The sequence below is a fragment of the Pseudomonas synxantha BG33R genome (genome assembly GCF_000263715.2).
GTDB classification, from domain to species: domain Bacteria; phylum Pseudomonadota; class Gammaproteobacteria; order Pseudomonadales; family Pseudomonadaceae; genus Aquipseudomonas; species Aquipseudomonas synxantha_A.
This window is the reverse complement of sequence record NZ_CM001514.1, coordinates 3,494,538-3,514,452: the sequence shown is the minus strand read 5'-3', so window position 1 is coordinate 3,514,452 and position 19,915 is coordinate 3,494,538. Positions and strand designations below refer to the sequence as shown.

Sequence of the window (19,915 nt, the reverse complement as noted above, 5' to 3'; positions counted from 1 at the left end):
TATAGGCCGATGTGGGAGGGGGCTTGCTCCCGATAGCGGTGTGTCAGTCAATACCAGGCTGGCTGACACATCGCTATCGGGAGCAAGCCCCCTCCTACATTAGCTCCTCGGTGTTCTTGAGGGCCTTATCTTGGCCCCGACACCACCAGCATTTGCCCCGGTTTCAGTGCCTGGCCGGTGCGTGGGTTCCAACGCTTGAGATGTTGCATCTCAACGTTGAAACGCTTGGCGACCATGTACAACGAGTCGCCTTTCTTGACCTTGTACTGCACCGGTTTTTTCGCGACGGCCTTGCGGGTATCCTGCATCACCAGGGTCTGGCCGACCTTGAGTGCCTGGCCGTTGAGCTTGTTCCAGCGTTGCAGGTCATGCACGTCGACCTTGTTGGCCTTGGCGATCAAGGTAAGGTTATCGCCACTGCGCACCTTGTAGCTGCGGGTACGCCCGGCCACCGACTTGGTCTCGACTTCGTCGAACACCGGCTTCTTGGGGCGCATGCTCAGCAATTCTTCCGGCTTCATCGTCGAAAGGGTGCTGGTGAGCAGCTGCGCCTTGGAGGTCGGCACCAGCAAATGCTGGGGGCCGTCCAGGGTGGTGCGTTGTTTCAGGGCCGGGTTGAGCTGGAACAGTTCGTCTTCGTCGATCTCGGCCAACGCGGCAACCCGTGACAGGTCCATGCTTTGCTTGACTTCAACCACTTCGAAGTACGGCGTGTTGGCAATCGGGTTCAGGTTGACGCCGTAGGCCTCTGGCGCCAGAACCACCTGGGACAGGGCCAGGAACTTGGGCACATAGTCCTTGGTTTCCTGGGGCAGGGGCAGGTTCCAGTAATCGGTGGGCAGGCCGAGCTTTTCGTTGCGCTCGATCGCCCGGCTGACCGTACCTTCGCCGGCGTTATAAGCCGCCAGGGCCAGCAGCCAGTCGCCGTTGAACATGTCATGCAGACGCGTCAGATAGTCCAGGGCGGCGGTGGTGGAGGCGGTGATGTCGCGGCGGCCGTCGTAGGCACGGGTCTGGCGCAGGTTGAAGTAGCGCCCGGTGGAGGGAATGAACTGCCACAAGCCGACCGCATCGCTGCGCGAATAAGCCATCGGGTTGTAGGCACTTTCAATCACTGGCAGCAGGGCCAGCTCCAGAGGCATGTTGCGTTCTTCAAGGCGTTCGACGATGTAATGAATGTAGAGGCTGCCGCGTTCACCGGCGTTCTCCAGAAAGGACGGGTTGCTGGCGAACCACAGACGCTGTTGCTCGATGCGTGGGTTGACGCCTACACCGTCCTGCAATTGAAAGCCCCGACGCATGCGTTCCCAGACATCCTGGGGCACTTCGGGGCTGGGCTTCTCTGATAGCCAAATAGGTTTTTGCTTGATCTTGGCAGCAAGATTGGGTTTGGGTTGCACGGTGGATTGTGCAGCGTAATTAGTCGATTGGCAGCCCGCCAGAGTTGCGGAAACGGCCACCGCCACGGCTTGAGCCAAGCGGGTCAATGCGTCTGAAGAAATGGATTTACGAATAGATGACGACATTGGCTGGAAGTAAGTTCCGGGCAAAAATGTCGGGCGATTCTAGAAAGCGCTTTGGTTCCGGTCAACCATTCAGAAATTACGTATCAGATTGCATCCTCTTAGAACTTATCTTTCCAAGCCCTCAAGCTAGCAAACACCTCGGCCCCAGAGCGGTTGTCGCGGCCATTCCGTTCGTCCGCTTTTTGTTTAACGGATGTTTCAGCGGTGCGCAAAAAGGGATTCGTGAGTTTTTCCAGCGCCAGGCTCGAAGGCAGCGTGATCTCGCCACGGGCGCGGAGTTGGGCAACATTTTCCACCCGTTCGGCGATATCGGTGTTGTCCGGTTCAACGGCCTGGGCAAACTTTAGGTTGCTTTGTGTGTATTCATGGGTGCAGTACACAAGTGTATCGGCAGGCAGGGCGGCCAGGCGCTGCAGGGAGGCATGCATCTGCTCCGGCGTGCCCTCGAACAGGCGGCCGCAGCCGGCAGCGAACAGCGTATCGCCACACAACAACACGCCCTGGTGATAAAAGGCGATATGCCCCAGCGTGTGCCCCGGCACGGCGTACACGTCGAAGTCCCAGCCCAGCACGTTGATGCGGTCATTGTCGTGCAGGGCTACATCCCGCGCCGGAATCTTTTCATTGGCCGGGCCGTAAACCTTGGCGCCGGTGGTATTTTTCAGTTGCTCGACACCGCCCACATGATCATGGTGATGGTGGGTGACCAGGATGTCGCTGAGGGTCCACTCGGTGTTGTGCTTGAGCCAGGCCAGCACCGGCGCGGCATCGCCCGGGTCGACTACGGCGCAGCGCAGGGTGGAAGGGTCTTGTAACAACCAGATGTAGTTGTCGGTGAAGGCGGGTAGGGCACTGATCTGTATCATTCTTCGATTCGCCAAGCTGAACACATTGGTGCATCTTAGAACGTCTAGGCGAGTTGGAGAATGCAATGACTGATAAAGCGTTCGCCCAGGCCGATCCTGAGTGGCTGGCCCTGATCAGTTCGGCTCGTGAATGGTTGTCCGGGCCGATTGGGCAATTTCTGCTGGACGAAGAGCGGCGTATGCTCGACGACGAGCTGGGCCGGTTCTTTGGCGGCTATCTGGTGCATTACGGCCCCTCGGCCCAGACGCCGCCTTCGGCGCCTCAGGTGCAACGCAATGTTCGCCTGGGCGCGCCGCTACCGGGGGTGGAAATCGTCTGTGAGGAACAGGCCTGGCCCTTGAGCGAGCACGCCGCTGATGTGGTAGTGCTGCAGCATGGCCTGGATTTCTGCCTGTCGCCCCATGGGTTGCTGCGCGAAGCCGCGAGCAGCGTGCGCCCAGGTGGCCATTTGCTGATTGTCGGTATCAACCCCTGGAGCAGCTGGGGCTTGCGCCGTGTGTTCGCCCGTGATGGCCTGCGTCAGGCGCGCTGCATCTCGCCATCGCGGGTGGGAGACTGGCTGAACCTGCTGGGCTTTGCGCTGGAGAAACGTCGCTTCGGGTGCTATCGTCCGCCGCTTGCAACAGCCAAGTGGCAGGGCCGCCTGGCCGGCTGGGAACGCCGTGCGGGTGCCTGGCAATTATCCGGCGGCGGCTTCTATCTACTGGTAGCGCGCAAGATCGTGGTCGGGTTGCGGCCGGTGCGTCAGGTTGCGCGCCAGCCCATTGGCAAGCTCGTGCCGATGCCGATGGCCAAGGTCAACCGCAAGCAAAGCGAACGCTGAACCCTTTTTTGATTTCAGGCCGATTTGTCCGGCCTCGGGATACTGTCGGTCGATTACCGCCAGCCCGTTTTGATGGATACAACCGATGACCGATAGCGTAGAACTCTTCACCGATGGCGCCTGCAAGGGCAACCCCGGCCCCGGCGGTTGGGGCGCCTTGCTGGTGTGCAAGGGCGTGGAGAAGGAACTGTGGGGCGGTGAAGCCAACACCACCAATAACCGCATGGAGCTGATGGGCGCTATTCGTGGCCTGGAAGAACTCAAGCGGCGCTGCAACGTGCTGCTGGTGACCGACTCGCAATACGTGATGAAGGGCATCAACGAGTGGATGGTCAACTGGAAGAAGCGCGGTTGGAAGACGGCGGCCAAGGAGCCGGTCAAGAATGCCGACCTGTGGCAATTGCTCGATGAGCAATGCAACCGTCACGACATCACCTGGAAATGGGTGCGTGGGCACATCGGCCACCCTGGCAACGAACGCGCCGACCAGTTGGCCAATCGTGGTGTGGATGAAGTGCGCGGCTACAAGCAGAGCTGAATCAGCCCACGTGTTAACATCGCGCCCTTTGATTCACCACATCACATTGCACACCACACCGTTGAGAGCTGAACCCTGATGGCCATCCGATCTGTTGTACTCGATACCGAAACCACCGGCATGCCGGTGACCGATGGTCACCGGATCATCGAAATCGGCTGCGTCGAACTGATGGGGCGCCGGTTGACCGGCCGCCACTTCCACGTTTACCTGCAACCGGATCGTGACAGTGACGAAGGCGCGATCGGCGTCCACGGCATCACCGACGAGTTCCTCAAGGGCAAGCCGCGCTTTGCTGAAGTGGCCGATGAGTTCTTCGAGTTCATCAACGGCGCCCAGTTGATCATCCATAACGCAGCGTTCGACATCGGCTTCATCAACAACGAATTTGCCCTGATGGGGCAGACGGACCGTGCGGACATTTCCCAGCACTGCACCATCCTCGATACCTTGATGATGGCCCGTGAGCGTCACCCGGGCCAGCGCAACAGCCTCGATGCCTTGTGCAAACGCTATGGCGTCGATAACTCCGGCCGTGAGCTGCACGGCGCCTTGCTCGACTCCGAGATCCTGGCCGACGTTTACCTGACCATGACCGGCGGGCAAACCAGCCTGTCCCTGGCTGGTAATGCGTCCGATGGCAGTGGTTCGGCGGAAGGCTCCGGCAATCGCCCTTCGGAAATCCGCCGCCTGCCGGCCGATCGCAAGCCGACGCCAATCATCCGCGCCAGCGAGCAGGACCTGGCCGAGCACGTGGCGCGGTTGGAAGCGATTGCCAAGGCGGCGGGTGCGCCGGCGTTGTGGACTCAATTGACGCAACAATAAGCACGGGGCAGTGCAGTTGATCTTGATGGGCTGCCAAATCTTCATTCGCCACATTCGCTTCCAGCTTCTACCCTGAGTGCAAAGCCCTCCGGAGTAAGAGCGCTCATGTACAAAGACCTCAAGTTCCCTATTCTTATCGTGCACCGTGACATCAAGGCCGACACCGTTGCCGGTGACCGGGTTCGAGGCATCGCCAGGGAGTTGGAACAAGAGGGCTTCAGTATATTTTCTGCGGTGGATTACGCCGAAGGGCGGTTGGTGGCCTCCACCCATCATGGTTTGGCGTGCATGTTGATCGCAGCAGAAGGCGCCGGGGAAAATACCCACCTGCTGCAAAACATGGTCGAGCTGATCCGCCTGGCGCGGGTAAGGGCACCCAACCTGCCGATCTTTGCCCTGGGTGAGCAAGTCACCCTTGAAAACGCGCCGGCCGATGCGATGAGCGAGCTTAACCAGCTACGCGGCATTCTTTATCTGTTCGAAGACACCGTGCCGTTCCTGGCGCGCCAGGTCGCCCGCTCTGCCCGCACTTACCTGGACGGCCTGTTACCGCCGTTCTTCAAGGCCTTGGTGCAGCACACCGCCGATTCCAATTATTCCTGGCACACCCCTGGCCATGGCGGTGGCGTGGCGTATCGTAAAAGCCCGGTGGGGCAGGCGTTTCACCAGTTCTTCGGGGAGAACACCCTGCGCTCGGACTTGTCTGTTTCTGTCCCTGAACTGGGCTCGCTGCTCGATCATACCGGGCCCCTGGCCGAAGCCGAGGCCCGCGCCGCGCGCAACTTTGGCGCCGACCATACCTTCTTCGTCATCAATGGCACCTCCACCGCCAACAAGATCGTCTGGCATTCCATGGTCGGTCGCGACGACCTGGTGTTGGTGGACCGCAACTGCCACAAGTCAGTGCTGCACTCGATCATCATGACCGGCGCGATCCCGCTGTATCTGTGCCCGGAGCGCAACGAACTGGGGATCATCGGCCCGATCCCCTTGAGTGAATTCAGCCCCGAATCAATCCGCGCCAAGATCGACGCCAGCCCGTTGGCATATGGCCGGCCACCCAAGGTGAAGCTGGCGGTGGTGACCAATTCCACCTACGACGGCCTGTGCTACAACGCCGAACTGATCAAGCAGCAATTGGGTAATAGCGTAGAGGTGCTGCACTTCGACGAAGCCTGGTATGCCTATGCGGCATTTCACGAGTTTTTCGCCGGGCGCTATGGCATGGGCACCTCGCGCACACCGGACAGCCCGCTGGTATTTACCACCCACTCCACCCACAAACTGCTGGCCGCATTCAGCCAGGCATCGATGATTCATGTGCAGGATGGCGGCGCACGGCAGCTGGACCGTGACCGTTTCAACGAAGCCTTCATGATGCACATCTCGACTTCACCGCAATACAGCATCATCGCTTCGCTGGATGTCGCTTCGGCGATGATGGAAGGCCCCGCCGGGCGCTCGCTGTTGCAGGAAATGTTCGACGAGGCCCTGAGTTTCCGCCGCGCGCTGGCCAACCTGCGCCAGCATATCGCTGCCGAGGATTGGTGGTTTTCGATCTGGCAGCCACAATCGGTGGCGGGTATCGACCGCGTTGCCACGGCGGACTGGCTATTGCATCCCCAGGATGATTGGCACGGCTTTGGCGATGTGGCTGAAGATTATGTCTTGCTGGACCCGATCAAAGTCACCCTGGTGATGCCTGGCCTCAATGCAGGTGGCGCCTTGAGCGATTGTGGGATTCCCGCCGCGGTGGTCAGCAAGTTTCTCTGGGAGCGCGGCCTCGTGGTGGAAAAAACCGGGCTTTATTCGTTCCTCGTGTTGTTTTCCATGGGGATCACCAAAGGCAAGTGGAGCACCTTGCTCACCGAGTTGCTGGAGTTCAAGCGCAGTTACGATGCCAACGTCAGCCTGGCCAGTTGTTTGCCCTCGGTGTACGCCCAGGGGCCGGTACGTTATCAGGGCTTGGGCCTGCGCGATCTTTGCGACCAGTTGCACAGCTGTTACCGTAGCAACGCCACCGCCAAGCATCTCAAGCGCATGTACACAGTATTGCCGCAGATCGCGATGAAACCCGCCGATGCCTACGACCAACTGGTCAGAGGCGAAGTTGAAGCGGTATCCATCGATGCCTTGCCAGGACGCATCGCAGCCGTAATGCTGGTGCCTTATCCACCGGGCATTCCATTGATAATGCCCGGCGAGCGCTTTACTGAATCAACGCGTTCAATCATCGACTACCTGGCATTTGCCCGCACGTTCGATAGCAGTTTCCCCGGTTTTGTCGCCGATGTTCATGGGCTGCAACACGAAGATGATGGCAGTGGCCGTCGTTACACCGTCGATTGCATCAAGGGTTAAGAATGTTTATGCAGCAAGCTGTGATGAACCCGAAGTACCCAGGGCTCAGTGTGCGCGTCGCCGACGAAGGTTTTGACGCCTATGTATGGGGCAATGACTTCAGTTTCGAGGTTAGCGCCTATGGCGTACCGCAGATGGGCCAGCGCGTCGAGCAATGGCCGGTTGAGCGCGTCCTGCCGTATCGCAAATGCTATGGCATCGACCCGGAAGAGTTCGCCAGCTTTCGCGATGCCGCCGACAGTGCGATCTTCATGGCCTACCTGGATGACCGTGCGGTAGGGCACATTGTGGTCAGCACCAACTGGAACGGTTTTGCGCATGTTGATGAGTTGGCCGTGGTGTTGCCGGCGCGACGCCATGGCGTGGCCAAGGCGCTGCTGGATGTGGCGCAGTTCTGGGCGCGCAAGAAAAACCTCCCGGGCATGATGCTGGAAACCCAGAACAATAATCTGGGTGCCTGCCGCCTGTATGAGCGCTGCGGGTATGTGATGGGCGGGATCGATCAACTGCGTTATCGCGGGATTGATCCGCAAACCCGCGAAGTCGCAATTTTCTGGTATCGGTTGTTCAAGTCCGAACTCAATGAGGTTTGAGCGCTGTGCAGGGTCAGCGCTGGTGACTGTAAGTTATGTGTCAATCCAGGAGTTTTCGCTACCGACTTTGATGCTCAGGTTCTTGTTGAATCTCAAGTAGCGAAGCCTGGCGTCCGTTAGGTTCTGCTGGAGGTCGTCGGACCAGACAATGCCTTTTTGCTCAAAATATTCTCGAAAGTCCGTTCCGGCGTCGAGCACTTTCTCGGGTGTTATCTTTTTGCCATCGACGTACCACTGTTCCTTGCTGTAGCCATCGAAGGCAAGGTCGTGAAGATCGGGGCGCGTTGATTTCAATACGTCGTCAAACATGAGCGGGCCCACCGTTTCAAAAACCTTGATTTCGTATGCTTGAAATTCCGGGGTGAGCGTGTACGCACCCTGGGCGTCTCTGGGGACGATCGGGCGGTTGGCCTTAAAATAGGCCTTGTTTGCAGGGAAGCGGCGATTCATCTCGCTGATCACTTGCGCGATAAGCGGATTGTTTGGTTGTGTAGCGAAGTTGCTCGTATTAATGCAGGGTTTGTAATCGTTGATAGTAATAGCGACCGGCGTACTGACCAGGATTTCCCCGTCATCGGCCTTCAATGCTATCGGTCCGATGTGACCTTGGATCAGGTCATCGGTATCAAGATAAATGCCTCCGTATTTATTCATCAATGGGTAGCGCGCCACATCGGAGCTGGCGGCGAGGTTCTGACCCTGGCCCCGGCGAAAGTATGAGTACAACTCGGTGTTCTTCAGTTGCTCGAAAAAGTCGTCTTCATGCAAGTTCAGGACGGTAACGCTAGGTGCGTCTTTCGCCAGCTTGAGTTTGATGGCCTGGAATAACGCTGGGGTGTCGGCGTCGACGTGTACCGTGGATTTGAAATCGGGCATTTTTTTTCTATTAGCCACCATATTCTTGACGAGGTGATCAGGTATGTCGCCGCCGGCCCAGAAGTAGTGAATGTCTTTAGGAATTGGCCTGACATTCTTGGGGGCCTGCAAAATGGCCGGCTGGACGAACTCGACAAACCTGAAAGTGTGATTGGCGATCTTCTTGGCATTTCGATATTCCTCCAATGATCCCTTCTGCCACGTGTTCTTCGCGCTTCTCCAGAAGTATTGGGGGCTTGCTCCTTTCCCGATTCCTATACCGGCTACCCATGCACCTACTTTGGTGTCAAAGCTGGTGGCATAGCTGTCGCCCTCGTACTTGATCGTGTAAGGGTAAGAAGAAGCGCCCGCGTTTACTTTTATGTCGTCCATCGGCAGCACGTAGGTTTTGTCGTCTAGCTTCCAGGCGGGTAAGGCGTCGGGCACACCGCCGAGCAAGCGGTTGGCGGTGACTGAAACTTCCCAACCTGCACTCCCCAGGTCTTTGACCTTGATGTCGTTGTGTGGGGCACTGGGATGTTGGATCACACGCTGGCCATCCTTGACCGTGGAGGCGTAGAGCTTGTTGTCGATTTTTATGTATTCTTTGTTGTTTGGGCCCACATAGACATTGTTCTGCATCCCCTTGACTTGCAGCAGGTCCGGATCAATCACAGCCTCATAACCCAGCAGCGAGGGTTTATTGAGGACTTTGACTTCCCCGGCAGCCGCCGCCACGGTCGGTTGAAAATTCTTCAGTGGTGGGCCATAGGGCACCCCCTTGACCGAGTCGAAAGCGTGCCAGTTGCCGCCACGAAATACCGCACCCATTTCCAGGTCATGACCGACAACCTTTGAGGTACCCACGGCCACCAGACCATGTTGGGTACTTGCCGCTTTGAGCACGTCGTAGCTGCCGCTGGCGCCCTTGAGGGCATTGAACGCGCTCTTTCCCTTGGACCAGGTCCAGCGGCTGATGCCCTTGAGTAAATCGCCTGCACCGCCCAGCGGGTTGAGCACGTCGATGGCGACGGTGCCCAGAAACCTTGCTGTTCTTGCCGCGCCTTTCAGGCCAGCTACGCCCTTAGTGAGCACTTTGCTTGCATGGGCGGCTTTGGCGGATCCCAGCGTCACCAGGCCCATCACATCCATGCCAAGGTCAAGCAAGCCATCGCCGATATTGCCCTGCATGAAGTTGACAATCGCGGACCTGAAGGGAATCAGGTTGAGGAAAAACTCTCCGATGGCCTTGTTGGCGGCGCTGGTTTTGTCGTAAGACGTGGTTCCACGTGCGTGTTCGAGCAGATCCTTACCGAGCAAATCCAGGCGTTTGGTGAGTACCTTGGCGATATAGCGGGTACGGTCGGAATCGAAGACCTTGGGTGTTTCAGCGATCGTCGGTTTTTCCTTGGCCTGCTCGGTGTGCTCGTCTTCGAAAGGGTTGAATCGCACGGTCCTGTGCAGCGTGTTGGCGTCACGCATGTCCAGCCGGGAGTAGGGCGGCGAGTAAATATGGGCCAGGTAATTGTGTTTGGTAATGCTCCCTGCGCGGGTATCAATCCGATAGATATTAACCTGCCCGTCGCGGGTGATCTTCACGTCGAGAGTATGACCTTTTTTGATCAGGGATTTTGTCGAGAAATCCGGTCCTATCACGTAGTCGTTAGTGTGGAAAAACTCGAGCTGGCCATATTCGAAGTTTTTCCGGTCCTGCGGCGGCAAAGTCGAGATCAGATATTGGGTCATGCCCGTATGGCCTTTCTCCTGCGCCTCCATCGCGGGCGTGTATTGCTGATTAAACGCATCGACTACCGACAGCGCGCCGCTGTCGGACAGCGCGCAAAACTGTTTGATGGGGATGCGCGTGTCTTTGGTGATCCAATGTTCGCTGTCATCATTTTTGACTTTGTCGCCGTGCATGACGACATCCAGCATTGAGTGGCTTCCGGGGAAGATGCCGGGGCGTCCTTTGATCAACCGGGCTTTCGTAAGGTTTTTCGCCTTGAAGACCTCATCGGGTACGCCTGGGAATTTTTCTCTGAGCAGATCCATTCCCATGTTTTCACGCATCGGAATGGGGGTTGCAAGTGCCAGGGCCGTGGCTTGCAAGGCTTTCTGCTGGATGCTGAAGGCGTCCTGTACAGCGCGCATTTCAGTGTCGGTGGGTGTCGGTTCAGCCTTCAAGTGGCCATTAACGATTGCCCAGTTGCATAAGGCTTCGCGATGGATATGCTGCGAGAGCGGTGTGCCGACGTCGAGGCCCTCTGCGGCGGCGAGCACTTCGCTGTAGGTCATTGTGAGTACGCATCCCGGTGATTGGGCTTCCAGCTTGGCGGCGGCGATGGCCAACTGGGTCCAGGGAATGCTGCCGTAGGTCACGTTGGGCGGAATGCCCTTGACCAGGTATTCAGGCGCAGTACGAGCCAGCAACATATGTGCTGCCAGTTCAGCCGATGCCGCAGGGGTTCGCGCCTCCTTGACCAGATGACGGCTCAAACCCTCGATCGTTGCGCTGGGCGGCTGATTCCAGAGCGCCCGTTGCCCTAGATCAAAGCCGCCAACGCTGTTACGCGCCGGTGTGCCCATGGATTGCGGGTCCAGTCCCAACTGGATAGCGGCGAGCAGGTAGTCATTGATGCTGGTGTGCGTCGCAATGCCGCCCAGCCGGGCTTGAATGGCTTGGCCCAGCGCTTGTGCCTTGGCCGATCCCAGCAGCATTTCTACCGCTCTGGCTGGGAATTTGAAGTCATTGCTGGACAGGTTGCTGGCAGACAACAGATAACCCAGCGCGCCTTTTCTGTCGACTAATGGCAGGTCGGGCAGGGTTGGGTCAGGCGCGTTCAACAGGTCGATGATAGTTTGTTTATCTTTCGCCTCCAGCGGGACTGGCCAAGACATCGCTCCGCTGAAATTACCCAGAGGATGGGTATGCACGTGTTGCGTGGCAGCGTGATAGAGCTTGAGTAAGTCGTCAAAGGATTTAGGAGTGGTCAGGCCGCTGCCGCTGAGAAATGTACCCACTTTGACTTGTGCAGTAGGTGCCAGGTTATGCCGCACCGCGTAGGTGGAGCCCTCGCACACCGGCAGCGTCGAGGTGTTCAAGTGCGACGTGAGTCGGCTTTCCAGCACGCCTTGTTGATCGGCCAAGTCGGCGGGAGAGCCTTCGCGCAGTTCCGTGAGGAGTTTGCCCAGGTTCGCGGCCAGTGCCTGCCAGTTACAGCGATCACTGAAGGCTCGTTTAAGGGTTGTCGGGTTGTCGAGCACTTCAGTGTCCGAGTCGCTGGTCGAGCCCTCCAGCGGCAGGGGCGGGGGGGTGATTGACAGTGTGGGGGAGGGCGCATGAAACAGGGCAGTAGAGTTTGCAAGCGGCAGATGTGCCAGTGCATTTTGAAGGTGGTGCATGGGGATTTATCCTTGGCTGCGGTGTATCGTCCAGTGGAAAGCTGATGCTTTCTGCTCGATGAGTGTGCTGCGTGCAGGACAGGGTTCCCGTGTGAATGTTTAGGATTTGTGTGGGAAGCGGCGTGGGCGGGAAGGGTCAGGAGATCGTTACTGTGCCGGCGGGAGTGTCGCTTTCTCGGCCAGCAACGCGTCGGCTTTCTGCGCGACGATCTCCAGCAACGCCTTCAGTGCTGGTGTCGATGAGGTGTCCTTCAACGTCAGTGCGTGCAGGCTGATAGGGATGGGCGGTGATAGCGGGCAGGTGTCCAGCCCGGCCTCCCTTGCACCAAAGGCGGTAAAGGGATCGACAATCGCCAAGCCTTCTCCGGCCTCGACCATGCTGCGCATCATCTGGTACGTCTGCACCCGCGTTTGCACCACCGGCAACGGGCGCAGGGCTTGCAGCTTGGCATCCAGCAGACGGCTGAGCGGGTCATGCCCCTCAAGCCCGATCAGCGACTGCCCGGCCAGGTCTTGCAGCGCAATGTACTTCTGCCTGGGTTTGAGCCAGCCATGGGGCGCGAGCAATTGCAGCTTGCCCTGGGCCAGCACCGTGCTCTGGATTTGCGCATGTTCCGGGTCATGCAGGCTCAGGCCCACATCCGCTTCGTGCAGCAGCAGGCTCCTGACGATTTCCCGGGTCGGCTGGCTCGACAGGTTGCACGGCGTATCCTGGAAACGTCTGCGCAGCATGGCGATGCTTTGCGGCAACAGCTGGTTAGCCAGGGGCGGGGTGCAAAGGGCACGCAAGGTTGGAGCGTGATGGTGTTTCAAACGGCTGGCCAATCGCTGTACTGGCTCAAAGGCTTCGTACAGTTGGGCAATGTGCGTCTGCAACTCCAGCGTTTCCCGTGTTGCCTGGAGCCGACCGCGCACGCTGGCAAACAGCATGAACCCCAGCTGCAACTCGGCGTCCTTCAGGATTGCGTCTACTTCACCCACAGAGAGTTGCAACCATTCGGCGGCCGTGCCCAGGTGTCCGGTTTGCAAGATGGCCTGAATCACTTCGATATGACGTAAACGCATGGCCGGAGTCTATGTGCAGCGCGAAGTGTATTCAATGGTGCGAGCCCTCAGGCGCAAAAAAGACTGCGCGGGTCGCCCCGGCCTATGGCGTTCGGCCAAGGCCTCATTAGAATGGTGCGTCTGATCAGCAACGACCAATGCCGGCTTGCCGGTACTTACAACAAAAAACAGGTCTGGTCTCAAATGCCTCTACCCTTGACGTTTTTCGGGGTGACGGCCAAGCAACTCGCGGTTCTTGTGACCGTGGGATGCGTGGCGGCTTACCTCTTCAACGACCCCACGGCACACCCACCCGAAGGCCTTGCACTTGAAACGTTCATCCGTTCCCAGGAAAGGGTGAGCGAGCAGGTCGGCACCGTGTTGGCGGTTACCTTGATCAGGCAAGTGGAGGCGTACCCCGCGTCCAATCGGTCGGGCTACAAGCGCTCGATGTACGCGGTGGAGGGGGAGAGAGGGCAATTGGTGGTGACGCTCAAGCAAAGCGAGCAGGGCATCGAAGTGACGCAGATCCGCAGTCCATGATGGCCCCGGCCCAGTCAACGCCATCGATGGCCAGGACTGAGCGGGTGTACAAACGGGGACCCTTATGATGCCAGGGTAGTTTTCGATTCGCGGACGAGAATGGTCCCCGACTGGATCAGTTTGAATTCATCGCCTTCCAGTTTCTCTACACGGTCGCCAATGGCCAGCTTGTAGGTGGTGGTGGGCGCCGAGCCAGCCAGGTCGCCTTGCGCCGGGTTGGATTCCTGGAACTCATGCACCGAATATACGCGGCCTTCCGCGTCTCTGGCATGGAACTGTCCGACTAGTACTGCTGCCATCTGTTTAGAACCTCTGGAGATAAACACTCGATTTGCGGTTCTGTAGACCGTCAGGGAGCGGGGTAGTTTACCTATAAGAAAAAAATACTATTCGCTGATGTTTTCAGGCACTTCCTACGCAAGCTGCTGCAAGGAAAACGCCCCGGTAATCTTCGAAACCCTCTGGTGAACACGCCGCTAAGCCTTTATAACTACAAGCTCCTTTATTCAGAAGTCGGGAAACCTCAATGAGCAAGGTCTACACGATTGCCGTCCTGGTGGGCAGCTTGAGAAAAGCGTCGATCAACCGCAAGGTCGCCCTGGCCTTGGCCGAGCTGGCGCCTGCCAATCTCAAGTTGAACATTGTTGAAATCGGCGACTTGCCGCTCTACAACGAGGACATCGACGGTGCAACACCGCCCGCAGCCTACAGTACTTTCCGCCAACAGGTGAGTTCATCCGACGCGGTGCTGTTTGTGACCCCGGAATACAACCGCTCCGTACCGGCAGCGTTGAAGAACGCTATCGACGTAGGTTCCCGTCCATATGGGCAAAGCGCCTGGAGCGGCAAGCCTGGTGCGATTATCAGTGTGTCGCCGGGTGCCATTGGTGGTTTCGGCGCCAATCATCACCTGCGCCAGTCACTGGTGTTCCTGGATGTGTGGTGCATGCAGCAGCCGGAAGCCTACCTGGGTGGGGCGGGCAGTGTGTTCGATGAGGCGGGCAAGGTGTCGGAAAAGACCAAACCATTCTTGCAAGCATTTATCGATGCCTACGGCAAATGGGTAGAAAAACAGAAGGCTTGATCGGGCAATGCGCTCAAGTGTGGGAGGAGCAAGCCCCTCCCACCTTTTCGTTTAACGCAGCCAGTTGGTCCGGGCCAGTTCAATCACCTCATCCCCGCGCCCACTCATCACCGCTTTGAGCATATACAAGCTGAACCCTTTGGCCTGTTCCAGCTTGATACTTGGCGGCATCACCAGTTCCTGAGTGGCGGTCACCACGTCCACCAGCACCGGGCCATCGTGGGCCAATGCGCGGCGCAAGGCCGGCTCGAGGTCTTCGGATTGCTCCACGCGAATTCCCAGGATGCCCATGGCATTGGACATGGCCGCGAAGTCCGGGTTTTTCAACTCAGTGCCAGTGTCCAGGTACCCGGCAGCCTTCATTTCCATGGCCACAAACCCCAGGGACGAGTTATTGAACACAATGAGTTTCACCGGCAGATTCAACTGCGCCAGTGAAATGAAATCCCCCATCAACATGGTGAACCCGCCATCACCCGACATCGAAATCACCTGGCGCCCAGGGAATGCCGCTTGGGCGCCGATGGCCTGGGGCATGGCGTTGGCCATCGAGCCATGATTGAACGAGCCGATCAGCCGGCGTTTGCCATTCATCTTCAAATAACGCGCCGCCCACACCGTGGGTGAGCCGACGTCGGCGGTGAAGATCGCATCATCGTCGGCCAGCTCGCTGAGCAAGCGTGCGACGTACTGAGGGTGGATCGGTCGATTCGCCTTGGAGGGTTGCGCCAAGTCATCCAGCCCCTGACGGGCCTTCTCGTAGTGCTTCAACGAGGTCTCAAGAAAGCTGCGATCGGTCTTGCGGGTCAGGCGCGGCAGCAGGGCATCGATGGTCTCCCTGACATCGGCGGCGATGCCCAGATCCAGCGTGGCGCGTCGGCCCAGGGCTTGCGGGTCGCAATCAACCTGAATGATCTTGGCATCGGTGGGGTAGAACTGGCGATAGGGGAAGTCGGTGCCGAGCATGATCAAGGTGTCGCAGTCGAGCATGGCATGGTAACCGGAGCTGAAACCGATCAGGCCGGTCATGCCCACGTCAAACGGGTTATCCCACTCCACATGTTCCTTGCCGCGCAACGCGTGCACCACCGGCGCGCCGAGCGCATCGGCCAGCGCTACGACTTGGTCGTGGGCACCGGCACAACCGCTGCCGCACAGCAGGGTGACCTTTTCACTGCCCTGAAGGATCTCGCTGAGGCGTTGCAGGTCCTGCTCGGCCGGCAAGGTGCGCGGTGCGTGCAGGGCTGGCCAGGGCTTGAGCTTGTCTTCCACTTCAAGCAGCGACACATCCCCAGGAATCACCACCACCGCTACGCCGCGATTGAGGATTGCCGAGCGCATGGCACGGTGCAGCACCTGAGGCATCTGCTCGGGGTTGCTCACCAGCTCGATGAAATGGCTGCACTCCTTGAACAGTTCCTGGGGATGGGTTTCCTGAAAATAGTTGAGGCCGATCTCCGACGACGGAATTTGCGCAGCAATCGCCAGCACCGGCACATGGTTGCGATGGCAGTCGAACAAACCATTGATCAAATGCAGGTTGCCCGGCCCGCAACTGCCGGCACACACCGTCAACTCCCCCGTGGCGGCGGCTTCGGCACCGGCGGCAAAGGCGGCGACTTCTTCGTGGCGCACATGCATCCACTCGATACTGTCCATGCTGCGCAGCGCGTCGGTCAGGCCATTGAGACTGTCACCGGTCAGGCCCCAGATACGCTTGATACCCGCCTGTTCAAGGGTGGTCGCCAGTTGCTGGGCCAGGTTGATTTTCGCCATGAGGAACTCCAGTCGTCAGTGAGGTTAAAAACTGCTGATCAGTAGAGGACAGTTCGATTACGGCGAATGCTCACCCTATAGTGTGAAGATTGCTTCATGGCCACGCGGTATTGGCGGGGGCGCCGGGGGGTGAACCACTGGTCACGTACCAGCGCAATGCACGGGGCGACGTTGGCCTTGGTCTGCCCACCCAAATTTGCAGAGCCAAGCAGGACCAAATGTGGGAGGGGGCTTGCTCCCGATAGCGGTGGATCAGGCAACGAATCTGTTGACTGGTACTCCGTCATCGGGGGCAAGCCCCCTCCCACATTTTGATACTCAGCGTCGACGGAACAGCGGCAGCGGCTCGTCCGTCGCAGCCTGATAGGTCACCGAGAAATCCTTGAGGCTTTCCAGCGCTTCGTACGGGTCTTTGTCGGCACGCAAGGCGAAGGCATCGAACCCGCAGCGGTGCAGGTAGAACAACTGGTCACGCAGCACATCGCCAATTGCCCGCAGCTCGCCCTTGTAGCCATAACGGTCACGCAGCAGGCGGGCGTTGGAATAGTTACGGCCGTCGGTGAAGGCCGGGAAGTTCAGGGCGATGACCTGGAAGTGTTCCACGTCGTCACCGATTTCCTCGGCTTCTTCATCGGCGTCCAGCCACACGCCCAGGCCGCCATCGCGGGCCTTGAGGGCGTGGCCATGTTCGCGCCACAGCGCCAGCGGCACGATCAGGTCGTCGCAGTTGGAGATGCCGTCGAAGCTCGCGTCCTTGGGCAGCAGGTGCCAGGTTTCGTCGACGACTTCGTTGTTCTTAATGATTCGCTGCATAGACGCGCTCCTTGAACAGGTCGATGCCGATGCGCTGGTAGGTGTCGATGAAACGCTCATCTTCGGTGCGCTGTTCGATGTAGACGTCGATCAGCTTGCCGATCACCTCGGGCATGGCTTCCTGGGCGAAGGATGGGCCGAGGATCTTGCCCAGGCTCGCATCGCGGCTGGCGCTGCCACCCAGGGACACTTGGTAGAATTCTTCGCCTTTCTTGTCCACGCCCAGGATGCCGATGTGGCCGACGTGGTGGTGACCACAGGCGTTCATGCAACCGGAGATGTTCAGGTCCAGCTCGCCGATGTCGAACAGGTAGTCCAGGTCGTCGAAACGGCGCTGGATGGATTCGGCAATCGGGATCGACTTGGCGTTGGCCAGGGAGCAGAAGTCGCCGCCCGGGCAGCAGATGATGTCGGTCAACAGGCCAATGTTCGGCGTGGCAAAACCGCCTTCGCGCAACTCGCCCCACAGGGTGAACAGTTGGCTCTGCTCGACGTCCGCAAGAATGATGTTCTGCTCGTGGGAGGTACGCAGTTGGCCAAAGCTGTAGCGCTCGGCCAGGTCGGCAACGGCGTCCAGCTGCTTGTCGGTGATATCGCCTGGGGCAACGCCGGTGGGCTTGAGCGACAGGGTCACCGCCACATAGCCTGGCTTCTTGTGCGCCAGGGTGTTGCGCGTGCGCCAGCGGGCAAAACCTGGGTGTTGCTGGTCAAGGGCGGCCAGTTCGGCGTCCTGGTTGCTCAAGGCTTTATATTCAGGATCGACAAAATGCTTGGCGACGCGGTGCACTTCGGCTTCGGTCAGGGTGGTCTGGCCGCCGCGCAAGTGTTCCATTTCGGCATCGACTTTCTGGGCAAACACCTCAGGGGTCAGCGCTTTGACCAGGATCTTGATCCGGGCTTTGTACTTGTTGTCACGACGGCCGTAGCGGTTGTAGACCCGCAGGATGGCGTCGAGGTAACTCAGCAGGTCCTGCCACGGCAGGAACTCGTTGATGAACGCGCCGACCACCGGGGTACGGCCCAATCCACCACCCACCAGCACGCGGAAACCCAGCTCACCGGCAGCGTTGTACACCGGCTCCAGGCCGATATCGTGCACTTCGATGGCGGCGCGGTCCGAGGTCGAGCCATTGATGGCGATCTTGAACTTGCGCGGCAGGTAGGCGAACTCAGGGTGGAAGGTAGTCCACTGGCGCACGATCTCGCACCACGGCCGTGGGTCGATCAACTCGTCGGCAGCGACGCCGGCAAACTGATCGGTGGTCACGTTGCGCAGGCAGTTACCGCTGGTCTGAATGGCGTGCATTTGCACAGTGGCCAGTTCAGCCAGGATGTCCGGCACGTCTTCCAGCGCCGGCCAGTTGAACTGCACGTTCTGGCGGGTACTGATGTGGGCGTAGCCTTTGTCGAAGTCGCGGGCAATCTTGGCCATCATTCGCGTCTGTCGCGAGGTCAGCTGGCCATAAGGCACGGCCACCCGCAGCATCGGCGCAAAGCGCTGAACATAAAGGCCATTTTGCAGGCGCAGAGGGCGGAACTCTTCTTCGCTCAGTTCACCTGCTAAGTAGCGTCGGGTCTGATCACGGAACTGCTTGACGCGGTCCTCGATGATGCGCTGATCGTATTCGTCGTATACGTACATATAGGTCCTGTTCTCGGCAAATCTGCGCGCACGGCCGCGCACTCCCAACGGAGCCGGCGCACGATACCAGTTTGCGTATATGCGCAAAAGTGATGTTTGGGTATATGTAAATAACCAAACTGACTAATGAGAACCGTTATCGCCATACCCACATTTGTCATGCGGGCAATCATGATCTTTACTGTGGTCGAGTCTTAGTGCCGTCACCCATAAAACCGACAAGAGGCGATGCAATGAGCAATTCCACCAAAGCCCGTAAACCTGATAGTACCGTGGATGCCTGGGCCATTCTGTTCCTGATTGTTCTGGTGGTTGGAACCGCCGTGTTCTGGGTTAGCCACCAGTAACAAAGAGCGTTGATTGAGCCCCGATTGGCTGTCGTATTGCCACTGTCATGGCAATCATTTTTCCAGGCTCGAACAACCATGTTGAAGGTTCTGATTGCGTGTGTGTGGTTAGCAGGATCGACGTACGGGGCCATGGCCCAGGCCGCGTCGGTGGTGTTTCTTAACCCAGGCTCGTCCACGGAAACCTTTTGGGTCAGTTATGCGCAATTCATGCAGGCCGCTGCCAGGGAGCTTGGCCTGGATTTGCGCGTGCGCTATTCCGAGCCAAACGCCGATAACACCCTGGTACAAGCCCGTGAGACGCTGCAAGGCACCCAGCGGCCCGACTACCTGGTGCTGGTGAATGAGCAATATGTCGCCCCAAAAATCTTGCGCATGGCCCGGGGCAGTCTGGTGGCCGACGATGAGCAGGCCGGTTACCTGATGCTCATCGACCTGCTGCGCAGCCATGCTGCGGTCGCGCCCGGGGCATCCTACCGCTACCCGTTCAGCCTGCAACTGCTGCTGCGTTAGACCCCGGCCAGGTGCAGTACCAGCTTGACGACGCCGAATAAGGTCAAGGCAAATACCGCCGTGAAGAGCACGCCCAGGATGACAAAGTGGCTGGGCTTGCCGTGGGTGAAATCGCGGGCGCGGTTCTTGCCGCTTTGTACACCAAAGGCCGCCGCCATGACGCTGTGGAGCATCTGCCAGAAGGTCGGCGGCTTATTGTTGGCTGGATCGTTCATAAAACCCTCGTGCGCATGGCTGTCCTCAAGAGCATAGACAATCTATCTGTGAGGGCCTGCCCCCCTAACTATTCACCGCAGGCCAAAGACTGAGCGGTGATGTGCTGTCACTCCAAATCAACGGAGTGACAACATGTCTGAATTACCC

Annotated in this window: 16 protein-coding genes and 1 pseudogene; 8 read left to right on the top strand and 9 right to left on the bottom strand. The window is 58.6% G+C overall.

All coding sequences use genetic code 11. The annotated features are described in order from the left end of the window. Window positions 1–125 precede the first annotated feature (125 nt). Both PSEBG33_RS12075 and gloB read right to left on the bottom strand, forming a co-directional pair. Window positions 126–1,526, bottom strand: coding sequence for a transglycosylase SLT domain-containing protein (locus tag PSEBG33_RS12075; RefSeq protein ID WP_005788751.1), 1,401 nt, complete (start codon window positions 1,524–1,526; stop codon window positions 126–128). Between the two features lie 98 nt (window positions 1,527–1,624). After that, complete coding sequence (gene gloB / locus PSEBG33_RS12080) at window positions 1,625–2,392, bottom strand: hydroxyacylglutathione hydrolase (RefSeq protein WP_005788750.1); 768 nt, start codon at window positions 2,390–2,392, stop codon at window positions 1,625–1,627. A 65-nt stretch (window positions 2,393–2,457) separates the two neighbouring features. On the opposite strand from gloB, the gene PSEBG33_RS12085 reads away from it, so the two are divergent. From PSEBG33_RS12085 to PSEBG33_RS12105, 5 genes are all read left to right on the top strand, one after another. After that, window positions 2,458–3,216 (top strand): class I SAM-dependent methyltransferase, encoded by a 759-nt coding sequence (locus PSEBG33_RS12085; protein WP_005788749.1) that lies wholly within the window; start codon window positions 2,458–2,460, stop codon window positions 3,214–3,216. 85 nt (window positions 3,217–3,301) lie between these two features. Next, window positions 3,302–3,754, top strand: a complete 453-nt coding sequence (rnhA, locus tag PSEBG33_RS12090; protein ID WP_003173571.1) for a ribonuclease HI — start codon at window positions 3,302–3,304, stop codon at window positions 3,752–3,754. A gap of 84 nt (window positions 3,755–3,838) precedes the next feature. Then, window positions 3,839–4,579, top strand: coding sequence for a DNA polymerase III subunit epsilon (gene dnaQ / locus PSEBG33_RS12095; protein ID WP_164699548.1), 741 nt, complete (start codon window positions 3,839–3,841; stop codon window positions 4,577–4,579). Between the two features lie 105 nt (window positions 4,580–4,684). After that, complete coding sequence (locus PSEBG33_RS12100) at window positions 4,685–6,940, top strand: Orn/Lys/Arg decarboxylase N-terminal domain-containing protein (protein WP_005788744.1); 2,256 nt, start codon at window positions 4,685–4,687, stop codon at window positions 6,938–6,940. 23 nt (window positions 6,941–6,963) lie between these two features. Beyond that, window positions 6,964–7,533, top strand: coding sequence for a GNAT family N-acetyltransferase (locus PSEBG33_RS12105; RefSeq protein WP_032803907.1), 570 nt, complete (start codon window positions 6,964–6,966; stop codon window positions 7,531–7,533). 33 nt (window positions 7,534–7,566) lie between these two features. On the opposite strand, the gene PSEBG33_RS12110 is transcribed toward PSEBG33_RS12105, so the two are convergent. Further along, entirely contained in the window at window positions 7,567–11,790 is a 4,224-nt protein-coding gene (locus tag PSEBG33_RS12110; RefSeq protein WP_005788740.1) for a glycosyltransferase family 32 protein, read from the bottom strand. 147 nt (window positions 11,791–11,937) lie between these two features. Further along, window positions 11,938–12,855, bottom strand: coding sequence for a LysR substrate-binding domain-containing protein (locus PSEBG33_RS12115; protein ID WP_005788739.1), 918 nt, complete (start codon window positions 12,853–12,855; stop codon window positions 11,938–11,940). 183 nt (window positions 12,856–13,038) lie between these two features. Here PSEBG33_RS12115 and PSEBG33_RS12120 point away from each other — a divergent pair, with 183 nt between their 5' ends. Next, window positions 13,039–13,377 (top strand): hypothetical protein, encoded by a 339-nt coding sequence (locus PSEBG33_RS12120; RefSeq protein WP_005788737.1) that lies wholly within the window; start codon window positions 13,039–13,041, stop codon window positions 13,375–13,377. Window positions 13,378–13,439: 62 nt separating this feature from the next. Here PSEBG33_RS12120 and PSEBG33_RS27435 read toward each other — a convergent pair whose 3' ends face one another. Further along, window positions 13,440–13,676, bottom strand: a complete 237-nt coding sequence (locus PSEBG33_RS27435) for a hypothetical protein (RefSeq protein WP_032803575.1) — start codon at window positions 13,674–13,676, stop codon at window positions 13,440–13,442. Between the two features lie 227 nt (window positions 13,677–13,903). On the opposite strand from PSEBG33_RS27435, the gene PSEBG33_RS12125 reads away from it, so the two are divergent. Further along, a complete protein-coding gene (locus tag PSEBG33_RS12125) occupies window positions 13,904–14,461 on the top strand; it encodes an NADPH-dependent FMN reductase (RefSeq protein WP_005788734.1) in 558 nt (185 codons plus the stop codon). Between the two features lie 51 nt (window positions 14,462–14,512). Here PSEBG33_RS12125 and poxB read toward each other — a convergent pair whose 3' ends face one another. The 3 genes from poxB to PSEBG33_RS12140 form a co-directional block, all read right to left on the bottom strand. Further along, on the bottom strand, window positions 14,513–16,237 hold the full coding sequence (poxB, locus tag PSEBG33_RS12130; RefSeq protein WP_005788732.1) for a ubiquinone-dependent pyruvate dehydrogenase: 1,725 nt from the start codon (window positions 16,235–16,237) through the stop codon (window positions 14,513–14,515). 318 nt (window positions 16,238–16,555) lie between these two features. Continuing rightward, window positions 16,556–17,050 carry a DUF934 domain-containing protein gene (locus PSEBG33_RS12135; RefSeq protein WP_005788729.1) on the bottom strand — a complete coding sequence of 165 codons (495 nt, stop codon included), beginning with the start codon at window positions 17,048–17,050 and terminating at the stop codon, window positions 16,556–16,558. Then, the gene (locus PSEBG33_RS12140; protein WP_003190712.1) at window positions 17,034–18,692 is read right to left on the bottom strand and encodes a nitrite/sulfite reductase; all 1,659 of its coding nucleotides are present in this window, start codon (window positions 18,690–18,692) and stop codon (window positions 17,034–17,036) included. The genes PSEBG33_RS12135 and PSEBG33_RS12140 overlap by 17 nt, the downstream gene beginning before the upstream one ends. A gap of 425 nt (window positions 18,693–19,117) precedes the next feature. On the opposite strand from PSEBG33_RS12140, the pseudogene PSEBG33_RS27430 reads away from it, so the two are divergent. Continuing rightward, window positions 19,118–19,513 (top strand): annotated as a pseudogene (locus PSEBG33_RS27430) (LacI family transcriptional regulator); the annotation flags it as partial. A 35-nt stretch (window positions 19,514–19,548) separates the two neighbouring features. On the opposite strand, the gene PSEBG33_RS12145 reads toward PSEBG33_RS27430, so the two are convergent. After that, on the bottom strand, window positions 19,549–19,767 hold the full coding sequence (locus tag PSEBG33_RS12145; RefSeq protein ID WP_005788726.1) for a DUF2970 domain-containing protein: 219 nt from the start codon (window positions 19,765–19,767) through the stop codon (window positions 19,549–19,551). Window positions 19,768–19,915: the final 148 nt, after the last annotated feature.